Origin of the sequence: Deinococcus sonorensis KR-87, assembly GCF_040256395.1 — a bacterium.
Taxonomy (GTDB): Bacteria; Deinococcota; Deinococci; order Deinococcales; family Deinococcaceae; genus Deinococcus; species Deinococcus sonorensis.
The window spans coordinates 1,981,862-1,997,423 of record NZ_CP158299.1; the positions used below are offsets into that span (position 1 = coordinate 1,981,862).

Sequence of the window (15,562 nt, forward strand, 5' to 3'; positions counted from 1 at the left end):
CCGGCGCCAACATGGAACCGCTGCCGGCCCTGCTGCTGGAGTCGTTTAACCGCAACGGGCGGGTGAATGCCGCGCTGCTGGACCTGCTGACCCCGGCGGACCTGAGCCTGAAGGACGGTCCGGAGGGCAACGGCCTGGGGGAACTGCTGGCGCACATGGCCGGGTTCCGGCGCGGCTGGCTGGTCAACATCTCGCCGGCCCATGCTGAGCACCTGAGTGAAATCAAAGACGACGCCGATCTGGACACGCTGCGGGCCGCCTTCGCGGCGGGTGATGCGGCGGCCCTGGCGGCGGTTCAGGACGCGGTGCAGGAGGGCCGGGCCTTTGCCGACCCCTGGAACGAGGGGGCCTACGCCAGCCACCCGGCGCACTTTCTGCAGCACACCATCGTCCATGACTCGCACCACCGGGGCCAGATCATGACGCTGCTGAGGCAGAGCGGGCGCAGCCGCGAGCAGATGGACGCACTTGAAGAGGCCAGCTGGCCGATCTGGAGGGAATGAGTGGGCCATTTCGACGACAAGGCGGAACTGGTGGCCGAGATCTTCAGCCGCTATCCGCACACGCCCCAGGGCCGACGCAGCGCCCTGATGCCGCTGCTGCGCGAGGTGCAGGACGCGCACGGCTATGTGTCCGACACGCACCTGCACGAGGTGGCGGCCCTGATCGGGACCACCGCCACCGAGGTCCGCAGCGTGATGAGCTTCTACTCCACCTACAGCGCGGTGCCCACCGGCCAGTTCCACCTGCAGGTATGCAGCACGCTGATGTGCGCGCTGGCCGGGTCGGATGAACTGTGGGACGAGCTGGTCACGCGGCTGGACGTGCAGCCGGGCGAGGTGAGCGCCGACGGCCGCTTCAGTGTGCAGCGGGTGGAGTGCCTGGGCAGCTGCGGCACCGCGCCGGTGGTGCAGCTCAACGACCTGGGCTACTACGAGCGGGTCACGCGGCGGCGCTGCCACGACCTGCTGGCCCAGATGCAGCAGGGCGTCACGCCGGCGCCGGACCACCAGGTGCCGATGACGGTGCAGCCGAATGGCCAGCAGGTCACGGCCGCCGGTCAGGTGGCGGGCCGCAGCAGCAGCGACCTGACCCGCCTGGAGGCCCAGCCATGACCGCCACCCTGCCGAACCCCAACACCCCGCAGCCGATCACCAGCGCGCTGGACCCCCGCTTTGCGCCCACGCTGTACGCGCGGGTGGGCCGCCCAGACGCGTACACGCTCGACACCTACCTTCAGGACGGCGGCTATATGGCCGTGCGGCGGGCGTTTGCGCTGGGGCCGGACGCCGTCATTGACGAGGTCAAGAAGTCCGGGCTGCGCGGGCGCGGCGGCGCCGGCTTCGCCACCGGGCTGAAGTGGAGCTTCATGCCGCTCAATGACGGCAAACCGCACTACATCATCTGCAACGCCGACGAGTCGGAGCCGGGGTCCTTCAAGGACCGTTATCTGCTCAGCGAAGATCCGCACCAGCTGATCGAGGGCATGCTGATCGCCGGGTACGCCATGCGCGCCTCGGTGGGCTACATCTACATCCGGGGCGAGTACGTGCAGGGCGCCGAGCGGATGCAGCGGGCCATCGAGGAGGCGCGGGCCGCCGGCCTGCTGGGCCAGAACGTGCTGGGCAGCGGCTTCGACTTCCAGCTGCACGTGCACCGGGGTGCCGGGGCCTACATCTGCGGCGAGGAAACGGCCCTGATGAACAGCCTGGAGGGCCTGCGCGCCAACCCGCGCCTGAAGCCGCCCTTCCCGGCGGCGGCCGGGCTGTACGGCCTGCCCACCACCATCAACAACGTGGAGACCTTCTGCGCGGCCACCCAGATCCTGCGGTACGGCTGGGAGTGGCACGCGGGCATGGGCACCGAGAAGAGCCGCGGCATGAAGCTGTTCCAGATCAGCGGCCCGGTGCGGCGGCCCGGCGTGTACGAGCTGCCGCTGGGCACCACCTTCCGCGAGCTGATCTTCGACTGGGCGGGCGGCCCGCTAGAGCCGATCAAGGCGATCATCCCCGGCGGCAGCAGCTGCCCGATGCTGCCCTACAGCGACAAGATCCTGGACACCGGCATGGACTACGAGTCGGTGGCGGCGGCCGGCAGCATGCTCGGCACCGGGGGCGTCACGCTGGTGCCGACCGCCGACTGCATCGTGAACGCCACCTGGAACCTGGTGCGCTTCTACGCCCACGAGAGCTGCGGCAAGTGCACCCCCTGCCGCGAGGGCATCAGCAGCTGGATGACCCGCATGTACGAGAAGCTGGTGCGCGGCCACGGGCAGCCGGGCGACACCGACCTGATCCTGGACATGTCCGACAACATCGGCGGCAAGAGCTTCTGCGCCCTGGCCGACGCCTGCCTCGGGCCGGTGCTGAGCAGCATCCGGCTCTTCCGCGACGAGTACGACGCGCTGGAGCGCACCGGGACACCGCTGTACCCGGCCCGCAAGCGCTGGAGGGACGAATGAAGGTGATCGTTGACGGGCGTGAACTGGAGCTGCCCGCCGGAACCTCCGCGCTGGACGCAGTGTTCGCCGCGGGCGGCGACGTGCCGTACTTCTGCGCCCACGAGTACCTCAGCCCGGTGGGCGCGTGCCGGATGTGTCTGGTGGAGGCCGGCACGCCGCGCAAGAACCCGGACGGCAGCTTCATCATGGAGGGCGAGGCGCCCAAGATCTTCTGGTTCCCCAAGCCGATGGCGAGCTGCACCCTGCAGGCCACCGACGGCATGCACATCCGCAGCACCTCGGCCGCCGTGAAGAAGGGGCAGGCCGGCATGATGGAGTTCACGCTGCTGAACCATCCGCTGGACTGCCCCACCTGCGACAAGGGCGGCGCCTGCGAGCTGCAGGACCGCGCCTACGAGTACGGCTACGGCATGAGCCGCTTCGGCTTCGACCGCCGCCACGCCGACAAGCACTACCCGCTCTCCGAGTTCGTGATTCTGGACCAGGAGCGCTGCATCCACTGCAAGCGCTGCGTGCGCTACTTCGAGGAGGTGCCGGGCCAGGAGGTGCTGGACTTCATCGAGCGCGGCGGCCACACCTTCATCGACACCGAGGAGGGCGGCCTGCCCACCGGCTTCCAGGGCAACATCACCGACATCTGCCCGGTGGGCGCCCTGCTCGACAACGTGGCGCGCTTCCGGGGCCGCAACTGGGAATACGACCACGCCGAGACCACCTGCACGCTGTGCCCGGTGGGCTGCAGCATCACCGCCGACGCCCGCAGCGGACAGCTGGAACGGGTGGTGGCCCGCGAGAACCGTGAGGTCAACGAGGCCTGGATCTGTGACGTCGGGACGCTTTGGGCACGTGTTCGCCAGCGAGCAGCGCCTGACCACCCCGCTGATCCGGGGCGAGGAGGGCGAGCTGGTGCCGGCCAGCTGGGACGCCGCCATCCGGGTCATGCAGGCCGGGCTCGCCGGCCTGGACCCCTCGGAGCTGGCCGTGTATCTGCACGGCGACAGCACGATGGAGGAGGGCGTGGCCGCCGAGGCGCTGGCCACCCTGACCGGGACCCGCCACCTGGACTACTTCCCGCGCTACGCGGTCAGCGTGGACTTCCCGCTGCCGACCCTCAGCGAGGTGGCGCAGTCGGACCTGGTGGTGGTGGTGGGCGCCGACCTGGAGCAGGAAGCGCCGGTGCTGGAACTGCGGATTCAGGAGATGCTGCGCGGCGGCCTGCTGCCCGCAGAGTTCGCCCACGGAACCGCCATCGCGGACCTGCGCCTCACCGAGCGTCCGGCCCGGCGGCGCGAGCGGCTGGCGGTGTTTCACCCCACGCCCACCCGGCTGGCGCAGCAGGCGGGCGTCCGTGCCGAGCTCGGCAGTCTGCGGGTGCTGGAAGGGCTGGCCAGCGGTACCGGCGCCGATGAGGTGCAGGCGGCGGCCCGGCTGCTGGCCGCGGCCGAGCGCCCGATCATCGTGCTGGGATCCGACGCGCTGAGCCAGGGCGGAGTGCTGCTGCACGGGCTGCTGACCGGCATGGCCACCCGCTTCGGGGCCAAGATCCTGCCGGTGCCGGCCGCCGCCAACGCGCGCGGCCTGGGGCACCTGAACCTGCTGCCGCGCGCGGGCGGCCACGGCTACGGCCAGCTGGCCCAGACTCGGGCGGCCTTCATCAGCCGGCTGGACCCGGGCGTGCGCAGCGGCGGCTTCACCATCGTCCACGACACGCACCTGACCCGCACGGCCCGGCTGGCCGACGTGGTGCTGCCGGCCGTGACCAACTACGAGAAGCGCGGCACCACCGTGAATCTGGAGGGCCGCCTGCTGCCGCTGGCCCAGGCCGCCATCGACAGTGGCGAGGGGGCCGACCTGATCCGGGCGCTGGCTGCCGTGAGCGAGGCGCTGGGCCTGAGGGCCCGGGTACGCGGTCTCAGGAGCGCCCAGACGCTGCTGCAGGAGCGCTTCGGGCTGGACGTGTCGGCGCTGCCGCCCCAGGGCCTGATCGCCTCGCTGGGGCCGCGCCACACCGCGCCCAGCACCGTGAAGGTGCACCCGCAGCTGTGGCGGCCCGGCATGCGCCGCGAGGACTTCTCTCCGCTGCCGGAACCTGCACCCGCACCTGAACTGCTGGCGGGGGACGACTGATGCCGCACTGGCTTGCCGACCTGCTGATCGTGGTGCTCAAGGGCGTGCTGGTGGCCTTCGGGCTGCTGACCACCTTCGCCTACATGACCCTGGTGGAGCGCCGGCTGCTGGCGCGCATGCAGATCCGCCTGGGGCCGAACCGCGTCGGCCCGATGGGTCTGCTGCAGCCGCTGGCCGACGCGATCAAGAGCATCTTCAAGGAAGACCTGCGCATCACCATGGCCGATCAGCTGGTGTACACCCTGGCGCCCATCGTGGCCATCGCGTGCGCGCTGACGGCCTTCGGGGGCCTGCCGGCCGGCCCCCCCAACAGCTTCTTCGGGGCCAACCCCTGGGTTTACGACCTGGACGTGGGCATCCTGGCGCTGCTGGCCATCACCAGCATGGGCGTGTACGGCATCTTCCTGGGCGGCTGGGCGTCGGGCAGCAAGTACCCGCTGCTGGGCGGCCTGAGAAGCAGCGCCCAGATGATCAGCTACGAGCTGGGCATGGGCCTCTCCATTCTGGGCCTGCTGATGCTGGTGGGCAGCACCTCCTTCCGCGCCATCACCGGCTGGCAGACGCAGCACGGCTGGCTGGTGCTGTTTCAGCTGCTCGGCTTCGTGACCTTCTTCGTGAGCAGCTTTGCCGAGACCAACCGCACCCCCTTTGACCTGCCGGAGGCCGAGCAGGAACTGGTGGCCGGCTACCTGACCGAGTACTCGGCCATCAAGTGGGCGCTCTTCCAGATGGCCGAGTACGTCAACATGATCACCGCCTCGGCGGTCATGAGCACGCTGTTCTTCGGGGGCTACCGGGGGCCGGGCTTCCTGAACGCCCTGATTCCCGGCATCTCGGAGTGGCCATTCATCTGGCTGTTTCTCAAGATCGCCGTGTTCCTGTTCATCTTCATCTGGGTGCGCGCCACCCTGCCCCGGCTGCGCTACGACCAGCTGATGCGCTTCGGCTGGAAGCTGCTGTTCCCGCTGGCGCTGGCCAACACCCTGGTGACGGCCTTCTATCTGGCGTACCTGAAGGGCTTCGGCCTGTGGCCGCTGGGCGTGCTGGGCCTGATCGGGGTGGCGCTGCTGTTCGTGGCCTCCGACCGGGTGCGCGGGCTGTGGAATACCCCCGGCAAGCGGCTGCAGGACCCGACCGCCGCGAGTCGGGCGGGGGGCGACTGATGCGGTGCGGAATGAAGTGTGGAGGTGCGTATGGGAGTGCTTGAAATCGCCAAGGGCATGGGTCTGACCCTGGGCAAGGTGTTTCAGAAACCGGTGACCGTGAGTTACCCGGAGCAGCGCGCGCAGCTCAAGCCGCGCTTCCGGGGCCGGCACGTGCTGACCCGCCACCCGGACACCGGGCTGGAGAAGTGCATCGGCTGCTCGCTGTGCGCGGCGGCCTGCCCGGCCTACGCGATCTACGTGGAGGCCGCCGAGAACGACCCGGCCCACCCCACCAGCCCCGGCGAGCGCTACGCCGCCGTGTACGAGATCAACATGCTCCGCTGCATCTTCTGCGGCATGTGCGAGGAAGCCTGCCCCACGGGCGCAGTGGTGCTGGGCAACGAGTTCGAGATGGCCGACTACCGCTACCGCGACTTCGTGTACGGCAAGGAGGACATGCTGGTGGGCGTGACCGGCAGCGTGCCGCAGCGCCGCGAGTCGGCGCGGAGCGGCAAGCCGGTGCGGCTGGGCTTCCAGGTGCCGGAAGGCCCCCGCCCCGAGCTGGAAGGAGTGACCTACAAGTGAGCATGGTCGCCTTTCTGATTCTGGCGCTGCTGACCATCGTGGGCGGCATCATCACGGTGGCGGCGCGCAACGCGGTACACGCGGCGCTGGGGCTGGTGGGCACGCTGCTCAGCGTGGCCGGGCTGTACGCCACCATGAGCGCCAGCTTTCTGGCCACCGTGCAGGTCGTGGTGTACGCCGGAGCCATCATGGTGCTGTTCCTGTTTGTGATCATGCTGCTGGACGCCAACCGCCCGGTGCAGGAGGAGAACCGGATTCCCTACCTGACCGAGGTGGCGGCCATCGGGGGCGGCCTGCTGGCGGCGGCCTTTGTGGTGCTGGCCATCACGTACAGAGACCCCAAGCCGCTGGCGCAGAGCGCGGCGGCCCTGCAGAACGGCGCGCCGGGGCCGGTGGGGGAGGCGCTGCTGACCCGCTTCCTGCTGCCGTTCGAGGCGGTCAGCATCCTGCTGCTGGTGGCGGTGGTCGGCTCGGTGGCGCTGGTGCAGCGCCCCGCCGTGCAGCCGGACCCGGTGGCCGAGCCGGAACTGGCCCGCGCCGGCGAGCGCCAGGAGGTGGGCGCGTGAGCCGCCCGGCCCTGGCCTCCGCCTTCCGCCCCTCCTTCCTCTCCCTCCGGAGGCCCGCATGACCCCCACCTCCGCCTACATCGCCCTGTCGGGCATCCTGTTCGCCATCGGCATGTTCGGTGTGATGACGCGCCGCACCGCCGTGATGGTGTTCCTGAGCGTGGAGCTGATGCTGAACGCCGCCAACCTGTCGCTGGTGGCCTTCGCGCGTGCCTGGGGCGACCTGACCGCCCAGACCGCCGTGTTCATCGTGATGACGCTGGCCGCCGCCGAGGTCGCCATCGGCCTCGCCATCATCGTGGCCATCTTCCGCAAGCGCGAGACCACCAACGTGGACCAGCTCGCCAGCCTGAAGGGATAACAGCATGCCCCTGTACCTGCTTCCGCTGTTTCCCCTGATCGGGTTCGTGCTGCTGATCTGTTTCGGGCGGGCCTTCCGCGGCGCGCTCGGCGGCGTGATCGGCTCGGTCGCCGTGGCGGCCAGCTTCGTGGTGGCGCTGCTGCTGGTGCTGAACCTGTCGGGCCCCACCCACGAGGTGCTGTGGACCTGGCTGCCCAACATGGCGCAGAACAGCAACCTGAAGGTCGGCCTGTACCTGGACCGGCTGTCCGCGATGATGTGTCTGATCATCACCGGTATCGGCACCCTGATCCACATCTATTCCATCTCGTACATGCGCGGCGACCGGCGCTACACCCGCTTCTTCGCCTTCCTGAACTTCTTCGTGGCCATGATGCTGATTCTGGTGCTGGCCGACAGCTACCCGCTGATGTTCGTGGGCTGGGAAGGGGTGGGCATGGCCAGCTACCTGCTGATCGGGTTCTGGTACTCGGGCCGCAACAGCGAGCAGAGCGCCGGAGCGCTGCGCGAAGCGAGCGACCAGGAGGGCGTGGCCAACAGCAATGCCGCCCGCAAGGCCTTCATCATGAACCGCGTTGGCGACCTGGGCTTCATGCTCGGCATGTTCCTGATGTACAAGGCTTACGGCACCCTGGTGATTCCGGAGCTGATGCAGCAGGGCGAGGCGCTGGCCCAGGCCGGGCGGAGCGTCATCGAACTGATGTGCCTGTTCCTGCTGGTCGGGGCCATCGGCAAGAGCGGTCAGCTGCCGCTCACCACCTGGCTGCCCGACGCGATGGCCGGCCCCACGCCAGTCTCGGCGCTGATCCACGCGGCCACCATGGTCACGGCCGGCGTGTACCTGATCTCGCGCACGCACTTCCTCTACGACCTCGCGCCCGGCGCCAGCCTGTGGGTCGCCTGGGTAGGCGGCCTGACCGCGCTGTACGGGGCCATCTCGGCGCTCAACCAGTACGACATCAAGAAGATCCTGGCCTACAGCACCGTATCGCAGCTGGGGTACATGTTCATGGCGGTGGGGCTGCACAGCTACACGGCGGGGCTGTTTCACCTGCTCACCCATGCCTTCTTCAAGGCGCTGCTGTTCCTGGCGGCGGGCGCAGTCATTCACGCGCTGCACGAGCAGCAGGACGTGCGCGAAATGGGCGGCCTGCACCGGCGCATGCCGTTCGCACATCTGGTGAGTCTGGCGGGCGTGCTGGCCATCTCGGGCATTCCGATCTGGAGCGGCTTCTTTTCCAAGGACAGCATCCTGACCAGCGCGTATGAGCAGAACCTGCCGCTGTACCTGATCGGGCTGCTGGTGGCCCTGCTGACCGCCTTCTACATGGGCCGCTGGTATTTCCTGGTGTGGCGCGGCGAGTACCGGGGGCACGCGCACCCGCACGAGTCGGACGCGGTCATCAACGCGCCGCTGGGCGTGCTGGCCGCGCTCGCCACTTTGGGCGGCTTCCTGAACATTCCCGGCTTCCTGGGCGGAAGTCAGGCGCTCAGCCGCTGGCTCTCGGCGGCGGTGCCGTTCGAGGCGCACGAGCTTGCCATCAGCACCGAGTGGGGCCTGACCATTGCGGCGGTGGCCGCCGGGGTGCTGGGCCTGCTGGGGGCCTTCCTGCTGTACCGCCGGCAGGCCATCACCGACGTGCCGCTGCGTGAGCTGAGCCGCAACTCGCTGTACCTCGACCAGCTCTACGACACCGTGTTCAACCGACCGGCACGCGGCATTGCCGGCGGCCTGGACCTGATGGACCGGGGCGTGGACGGCACGGTGCAGGGCATCGGAGAGAACGTGGGCGCGGTGGGCCACGTGTTCACCTTCTGGCAGAGCGGCTTTGTGCGCAGCTACGCGGTCAGCATGCTGCTCGGCACGGTGGTGCTGGTGGGGTACTGGGCCGTGAAGGCCCTGGGAGGCCTGGGATGATCCACGTGTTTCTGTTCCTTCCGATGCTGGCCAGCCTGCTGCTGATGATCACGCCGGTGCGCTGGCGCGAGGAGGTGGCCGGCTTCGCGGCGGCGGCCACCCTCGGCATCGGGCTGTGGATGTGGGGGGCCGGCGGCGCGGCCCTGTTCTCGGTCGGCTGGATTCCGGCGCTCGGCGTCACGTACTCGGTGGCGCTGGACGGGGTCAGCCTGCTGCTGGCCCTGATCACCGCCCTGATGACCTTCGTGGCGATCATCTACACCGCGCGGCGCATTCATAACCCCGGCACCATGCTCAGCCTGATCCTGGCGATGGAGACCGGCCTGCTGGGCATCTATGCCGCCCGCGACTTCGTGCTGTTCTACGTGTTCTTCGAGGACGCCCTCATTCCGGCGCTGCTGATGCTGGCCATCTACGGCAAGACGCACCGCATGGCCGCCCTGATCAAGTTCGGAGCCTACACGCTGCTCGGCAGCATGCTGATGCTGGTGAGCATCATCGGCTACAAGGCGCTGGGCGGCAGCCCCAGCTTCGCACTGAGCGACCTGATCGCCAACCCGGTGAAAGGCGCGGCGCAGACCTGGCTGTACCTGGGCTTCCTGGCGGCCATGGCGGTGAAGTTGCCGCTGTTTCCGCTGCACGCGTGGCTGCCCGCCTACCACGAGCAGAACCACGACAGCGGCGTGGCCGACGTGATGGGCACGCTCTACAAGGTGGGCGCCTACGGCCTCTTCCGCTTCGGCGTCACGCTGTTTCCGGACGCCAGCCTGGAACTGCGCCCGGTGCTGATGGCGCTGGCGGCCTTCACCGCCATCTACGCGGCCTGGGTGGCCTTCCACCAGACCGACTGGAAGCGGCTGCTGGCCTACGCGGGCCTCAGCCACATGGGGCTGGTGGGCCTGGGCATCTTCAGCCTCAACGAAACGGCCATGATCGGGGCGCTGTACCTGCTGGCCTTCCAGAACGTCTACACCGGCGCGCTGTTCCTGGCCGCCGGCATGGTGCAGGAGCGGGTCGGCAGCCTCAGCACCCGGGTGGGCGGCCTGATGACCCAGGCGCCCATCCTCTCGGGCGTCACCATGAGCCTGTGGTTCGCCAGCATCGCGGTGCCGGGGCTGGCCGGCTTTATCGGTGAGTTCAGCGTGCTGCTGGGCGCCTATCAGGTGAGCCCGTGGCTGGCCTTCATTGCGGGGCTCTCCACCATCGCGGCGGCCGTGTATGCGCTCAGCGCATACCAGACCACCTACTGGCAGGCCAGACCGCTGGGGGCCATCCGGGTGCTGGACCTGCAACACACCGAGTGGCTGGTGCTGGGCGCCCCGCTCGCGGTGGCGATCTTCTTCGGGGTGTACTCGGGGCCGGCCCTCAACCTGATTCAGCCGGTGGTTCGTGCCCTGATCGGAGGCGGTGCCTGATGCAACTTCCCGACGTTTCGCTGCTGCCGATGCTCCCCATCCTGCTGGTGCTGCTGGGGGCGGTGGCGGCCACGGTGCTGGGCTTCACGCTGCACCGCCGCAGCGTGGCGGTGCTGGCCATCATCACGCTGCTGCTGAGTGCCGTCAGCCTGGTCCCGCTGTGGAACCGGGGCCTGAGTGCCTTTAACGGCAGCCTGCAGGCCGACAATCCGGCGCTGGCGCTGGCCTTCGTGCTGCTGCTGGGCGGGGCCCTGACGCTGCTGGTCAGCCTGGACACCGCCTACCGGGCGCGGCTGAGCTTCCCGGAGTTCGACGCGATGCTGCTGTATGCCCTCAGCGGCACCCTGATCATCGCCTTTGCCGGCGACCTGATCACCCTGCTGATCGGGCTGGAGGTCATGAGCTTGTCCGGCTACGTGCTGGTCACCCTGCAGGACAGCCGCCGCAGCGACGAGAGCGGCCTGAAGTACTTCCTGCTGGGCGCCACCGGCAGCGCCATCCTGATCTACGGCATCGCGCTCACCTACGGGGCCACCGGCAGCCTGAACTTCGCCGGGATCGCCTCGGCGGTCAGCGGCCTGCAGACCCTCAACCAGCCGCTGCTCACGGCGGGCGCGGTGCTGCTGCTGTGCGGCTTCGGCTTCAAGGTGGCGCTGGCGCCGTTCCACCAGTGGACGCCGGACGTGTACAGCGGCGCGCCCACGGTGGTGAGCCTGTTCCTGAGCACGGTGGTCAAGGTGGCGGCCTTCGCCGGGCTGCTGCGGGTGTTCGGCGGGGCGCTGCTGCACGCGCCCGGCTGGGCGGCGGCGCTGGCGGTGCTCACGGCGGCCACGCTGGTGGTGGGCAACCTGGCGGCCATGTTCCAGCAGAACTTCAAGCGGCTGCTGGCGTACTCGGCGGTGGCCCAGACCGGCTTCCTGGCGCTGACGCTGCTGGGTCGGCCCGAGCAGGGTGGCCCGGCGCTCAGCTACTACCTGCTGGTGTACACCCTCACAACGGCGGCGGCGCTGGCGGTGGTGGCGGCGCTGCAGCGCTCCGAGGCGGGCCTGGAGATCAACGACATGCGCGGGCTGTACTACCGGCACCCCGGCTACGCGGTGGCGCTGGCCATCTGTCTGGCCAGTCTGGCGGGCCTGCCGCCGTTCGCCGGCTTCATGGCCAAGTACATGGCCTTCCAGGTGGCCTTCCAGAACGGCTACGCCTGGGTGGCGGTCATCGCGGCGCTGAGCAGCATCGCGGCCTTCGTGTACTACATGCGGGTGGCGGCGCTGATGTTCATGCCGGACCGCACGCCCGCCCGCGAGTACAACGGGGTCCGGCCTGCCACCACCTTCAGCGTGGCGTTGGGTGTGGCGGCCATCACGGCGCTGGGCATCCTTCCGAACCTGGCCTACGGCTGGGTGGCCTACCCGGACATCTGGACCCGGCTGGCCGGGACCTGAGCCGGACCGCTACACCCCGTTGCGGTACTTGCTGCGAAACCGCATTCTGGACGCCCGCTCGATCAGTTCGGCGGGCGTCTGCACGTCGGGGCCGGTCAGCGCATAGCCCAGGCTGGCGTGCACCACACGTTCGGTGCCGCCGCTGCGGCCCAGCACCTCGCCCATCCGTTCGGCGGTGCGGGCCAGCTGCTGCGCCTCGGCGTCGTCCAGCAGCACCGCGAACTCGTCCGGGCCCCAGCGGAACACCATGCTGCCGCGCCGCCGGGCGCCCCGCCGCTGGGCAGCCAGTTCACGCATCAGCTGCTGTTCCGCCTGCGTGGCCAGCGTCCCGCTGACGGCCCGCAGCGGGCTCAGGTCCACCAGCAGCAGGCCGATCGGGCGCTCCTCCCGCGTCTGCCAGCGGTGTTCGATGGCCCGGGTGAAGGCCAGCCGGTTGCCCAGGCCGGTGAGCGGGTCGCGGGTCACGAGGTTCTGCAGCTGCCACCAGCGTTCCAGCGCGACCAGCAGCGTGCCCAGAATCGCGCACAGCGACAGGGTGACGCCGGGGAACTGCACGTTGGCCACCCACAGCGGCCCCGAGAACAGTACCGCTCCGCCGGCCAGCGCCGGCCCCCAGAATCCGCGCAGCAGCACGGTGGCGAGCGCCGCTGCCACACCTAGCAGCAGTTCGGCCCACATCGGCATCCGCCGAAACGGCGCCGAGAGCAGCGACGAGACGGCCCGCGCCTGCAGCGCCACCTGCGGCACCGTGCGGCGGGCCACATCCTGCGCGGCTGGGCTGCCCTGCGCCGTCAGGCCGATCAAGACCACCCGGCCCTGCAGCTGAGCGCGGCTCAGGCCCGGCGTGCCGCTGATCAGCCTCAGGAACGACAGGGTGGGCAGCGAGCCGGTCGCATGATCCGGGTAGCGCAGCGTCCGGCGCTGCAACGAGGGCGCCACCGTCACGTTGGCCGCCGCACCCAGCTGAGCGCTGAAGCTGGCCACCAGCTGACCGCCGTTCAGACGCCCGCCGGTCTGGAAGCTGCGGACCACGCCGTCCGGGTCCAGATTGACGCTGGACAGGCCGAAGGCGGGCGGGGTCGCGCCGCGCAGCAGCGGATTCCGCTGGCCGGTGGGGTCATCCGGCGGGGTGGCCAGCACCACCGGCGCCCGACGTCACCGCCTGCCGCACTGCCTCGTCGCCGGGGGCGGGGCCGCGGAGCGGGACATCCAGCCCCACCGCCTGGACGCCCGCCTCATTCAGGGTGGTGAGGGCGCGCGCATACAGGGTGCGGTCCCAGCGGTCCGGGGCGCCGTAGGCGCGCACGGTGGCGTCGTCAATGCCCACCACCAGCACGCGCGGGTCCAGGCGGGAGGGCAGGCCCCGGTTTAGGGCGTCCCAGAGGGCCGGGTTCTGCGGCAGGGCCAGCACCAGCAGGGTGGAGCCCAACAGGGCGAGCGGCACATTCAGCCGGATCAGGGTGGTGCCGGGCAACCTAAACCGGTACATCCGCCCCAGATCCGGCGCGGGGTGAAGGCAGGTTTCCACAGCCCGGCGTGTCCACCTTCTCATTTTAGAGGAAATTTGTCACAAAACGTATACTGATGGGCGTGCTATTGGGGGTAGAGGACGCGATCAAGGATTATGGGACGCGCTCGGTGCTGGACGGCGTGTCTGTCCAGATCGAGCCTGGGGACCGGCTGGCGCTGGTGGGCCGCAACGGGGCGGGCAAAAGCACCCTGCTGCGGCTGCTGACCGGGGAGGTGCCGCCGGACGCCGGTATCGTGCGGCGCGGGCCGGGGGTGCGGGTGCGCTCGCTGGCCCAGGACCCGGTGTTTCCGGAGGGCAGCACGGTGGATCAGGTGATGGAGGCCGCCTTCCGCGACCTGGACCTGCTGGAAGCGGAGCTGAACGAGGCGGCGGAGCAGATGGTCGGCGGCAGCGAGGCGAGCATCCTGCACCACGCGCAGCTGCTGGAGCAGTTCGGGCGGCGCGGCGGGTACGAGCGCCGCAGCCGCAAGGAGGGCGTGGGGCTGGCCTTCGGCTTCCGCGGCCGCGAACACGAGCTGGTCAGCGGCCTCTCGGGGGGCGAGCGCACCCGGCTGGGGTTGGCTGCCCTGCTGGTGGAGAACCCGGACGTGCTGCTGCTGGACGAGCCGACCAACCACCTGGACATTCAGATGGTGGAATGGCTGGAGCGCTTCCTGAGCGGCTACCGCGGCGCCATGCTGCTGATCAGCCACGACCGGGCCTTCCTGGACGCGGTCAGCACCCAGACCGCCTACCTGTCGGGCGGCACGCTGAAGGTGTACCCGGGCAACTACTCGCGCTTCCGTGAGCAGCTGGAAGCGGACCTGGAGCGGCAGCGGCAGCGCTACGCCATCGAGTCGCGGCAGATCGCCACCCTGCAGGCCAGCGCCGACCGCATGAAGATCTGGGGCCTGGGCATGAGCAAGCTGGCCCGCCGCGCCAAAAGCATGCAGACGCGGGTGGACCGGATGCAGGCGGCGGCCACCGCCGCGCCGCCCCCGCCGGAGCGGCGGCTGTCTAGCATCGTGTTTCACGCGCCCCAGAGCGGCGACCTGGTGCTGGACGCCCAGCACCTGACCCGCACGGTGGAGGGCCGCACCCTGTTCCGGGACGTGAACGTGCAGCTGCGCCGGGGCGACCGGGTAGCGCTGATTGGGCGCAACGGCGCCGGCAAGACCACCCTGCTCAAGACCCTGCTGGGGCTGGCGCCCAGCGACGATCCCCGGGCCAGCGTCCGCACCGGGGCGCGGGTGACGGTGGGCTACTACGACCAGCAACTGCGCGGCGTGGACGAGCACGCCACCCTCTATGACGAGGCCCGCAGCTACGTGGAAAAGGACGCCCAGGCACACGACCTGCTCGGCACCTACCTGTTTCCCTATGACCAGCACGACAAGCGGGTCAGCACCCTGTCGGGCGGCGAGCGGGCGCGGCTGGCGCTGCTGAAGCTGGCCCAGGAGGACCACAACCTGCTGGTGCTGGACGAGCCGACCAACCACCTGGATATGGAGATGCTGGAGACGCTGGAAGCGGCGCTCGACGACTTCCACGGCACGCTGCTGATGATCAGCCACGACCGCCGGCTGGTGGAGAACCTCGCCGACCAGATCTGGCTGATCGAGGACGGGCAGTTCTACAGCTACCCGGGCGGCTACAGCTACTACAAGGAAAAGCACCGGCCGGCTGAGGTGGCGGCGCCGGTGAAGGCGGCGCTCAGTGCCCCGGAGAAGCCGAAAGGCAAGGGCCTGTGGCACCTGAAGCGCGAGGCCGAGGCGATTGAGGCCGAGATTGCCGCGCTGGAGGAGCAGCTGAACGCCGCCCACGACGCGCTGGCCTCCGCTGGCCCAGACGCCGACTTCGCCGCGCTGGGTGAGGCCGCCCACCTCCTGGAGCAGCAGCTGGAGCAGAAAATGGACGACTGGGCCAGGGTGCAGGGCGAGGTGGAGGCCAGGGGGTAGGGGAGAGGGCTAAACAGCAGCGCGGTCCCTACACCAGGGGCCGCGCTGCTGCCTGTGAGGTGCAGGGCGGGTGG

Annotated in this window: 14 protein-coding genes and 1 pseudogene; 13 read left to right on the top strand and 2 right to left on the bottom strand. The window is 69.7% G+C overall.

Annotated elements, in window-relative coordinates:
- The first annotated feature begins 11 nt into the window (after nt 1-11).
- The 12 genes and pseudogenes from ABOD76_RS15005 (at nt 12) to ABOD76_RS15060 (ending at nt 12,020) form a co-directional block, all read left to right on the top strand.
- Nucleotides 12-503, top strand: coding sequence for a DinB family protein (locus ABOD76_RS15005; RefSeq protein ID WP_380129708.1), 492 nt, complete (start codon nt 12-14; stop codon nt 501-503).
- Nucleotides 504-1,115, top strand: coding sequence for an NADH-quinone oxidoreductase subunit NuoE (gene nuoE, locus ABOD76_RS15010; protein WP_350242774.1), 612 nt, complete (start codon nt 504-506; stop codon nt 1,113-1,115).
- Entirely contained in the window at nt 1,112-2,461 is a 1,350-nt protein-coding gene (gene nuoF / locus ABOD76_RS15015) for an NADH-quinone oxidoreductase subunit NuoF (protein WP_350242775.1), read from the top strand. Before nuoE ends, nuoF begins: the two co-directional genes overlap by 4 nt.
- Nucleotides 2,458-3,243, top strand: a pseudogene (locus ABOD76_RS15020) (2Fe-2S iron-sulfur cluster-binding protein); the annotation flags it as partial. The gene nuoF and the pseudogene ABOD76_RS15020, both read left to right, overlap by 4 nt.
- Before the next feature lie 40 nt (nt 3,244-3,283).
- Complete coding sequence (locus ABOD76_RS15025; RefSeq protein ID WP_350242776.1) at nt 3,284-4,588, top strand: molybdopterin-dependent oxidoreductase; 1,305 nt, start codon at nt 3,284-3,286, stop codon at nt 4,586-4,588.
- The gene (nuoH, locus tag ABOD76_RS15030) at nt 4,588-5,751 is read left to right on the top strand and encodes an NADH-quinone oxidoreductase subunit NuoH (RefSeq protein WP_350242777.1); all 1,164 of its coding nucleotides are present in this window, start codon (nt 4,588-4,590) and stop codon (nt 5,749-5,751) included. Before ABOD76_RS15025 ends, nuoH begins: the two co-directional genes overlap by 1 nt.
- A gap of 30 nt (nt 5,752-5,781) precedes the next feature.
- On the top strand, nt 5,782-6,318 hold the full coding sequence (gene nuoI, locus ABOD76_RS15035) for an NADH-quinone oxidoreductase subunit NuoI (protein ID WP_350242778.1): 537 nt from the start codon (nt 5,782-5,784) through the stop codon (nt 6,316-6,318).
- Nucleotides 6,319-6,320: 2 nt separating this feature from the next.
- Nucleotides 6,321-6,884 (top strand): NADH-quinone oxidoreductase subunit J family protein, encoded by a 564-nt coding sequence (locus ABOD76_RS15040; RefSeq protein WP_350242779.1) that lies wholly within the window; start codon nt 6,321-6,323, stop codon nt 6,882-6,884.
- 58 nt (nt 6,885-6,942) lie between these two features.
- Nucleotides 6,943-7,245, top strand: a complete 303-nt coding sequence (nuoK, locus tag ABOD76_RS15045) for an NADH-quinone oxidoreductase subunit NuoK (protein ID WP_350242780.1) — start codon at nt 6,943-6,945, stop codon at nt 7,243-7,245.
- Between the two features lie 4 nt (nt 7,246-7,249).
- A complete protein-coding gene (gene nuoL, locus ABOD76_RS15050) occupies nt 7,250-9,163 on the top strand; it encodes an NADH-quinone oxidoreductase subunit L (RefSeq protein WP_350242781.1) in 1,914 nt (637 codons plus the stop codon).
- On the top strand, nt 9,160-10,578 hold the full coding sequence (locus ABOD76_RS15055; RefSeq protein ID WP_350242782.1) for an NADH-quinone oxidoreductase subunit M: 1,419 nt from the start codon (nt 9,160-9,162) through the stop codon (nt 10,576-10,578). Before nuoL ends, ABOD76_RS15055 begins: the two co-directional genes overlap by 4 nt.
- On the top strand, nt 10,575-12,020 hold the full coding sequence (locus ABOD76_RS15060) for an NADH-quinone oxidoreductase subunit N (RefSeq protein WP_350245277.1): 1,446 nt from the start codon (nt 10,575-10,577) through the stop codon (nt 12,018-12,020). The genes ABOD76_RS15055 and ABOD76_RS15060 overlap by 4 nt, the downstream gene beginning before the upstream one ends.
- A gap of 9 nt (nt 12,021-12,029) precedes the next feature.
- On the opposite strand, the gene ABOD76_RS15065 is transcribed toward ABOD76_RS15060, so the two are convergent.
- Both ABOD76_RS15065 and ABOD76_RS15070 read right to left on the bottom strand, forming a co-directional pair.
- Complete coding sequence (locus tag ABOD76_RS15065; protein WP_350242783.1) at nt 12,030-13,160, bottom strand: sensor domain-containing diguanylate cyclase; 1,131 nt, start codon at nt 13,158-13,160, stop codon at nt 12,030-12,032.
- A complete protein-coding gene (locus tag ABOD76_RS15070) occupies nt 13,138-13,548 on the bottom strand; it encodes a CHASE2 domain-containing protein (protein WP_350242784.1) in 411 nt (136 codons plus the stop codon). The genes ABOD76_RS15065 and ABOD76_RS15070 overlap by 23 nt, the downstream gene beginning before the upstream one ends.
- Nucleotides 13,549-13,610: 62 nt before the next feature.
- On the opposite strand from ABOD76_RS15070, the gene abc-f reads away from it, so the two are divergent.
- A complete protein-coding gene (gene abc-f / locus ABOD76_RS15075) occupies nt 13,611-15,488 on the top strand; it encodes a ribosomal protection-like ABC-F family protein (protein ID WP_350242785.1) in 1,878 nt (625 codons plus the stop codon).
- Nucleotides 15,489-15,562 lie beyond the last annotated feature (74 nt).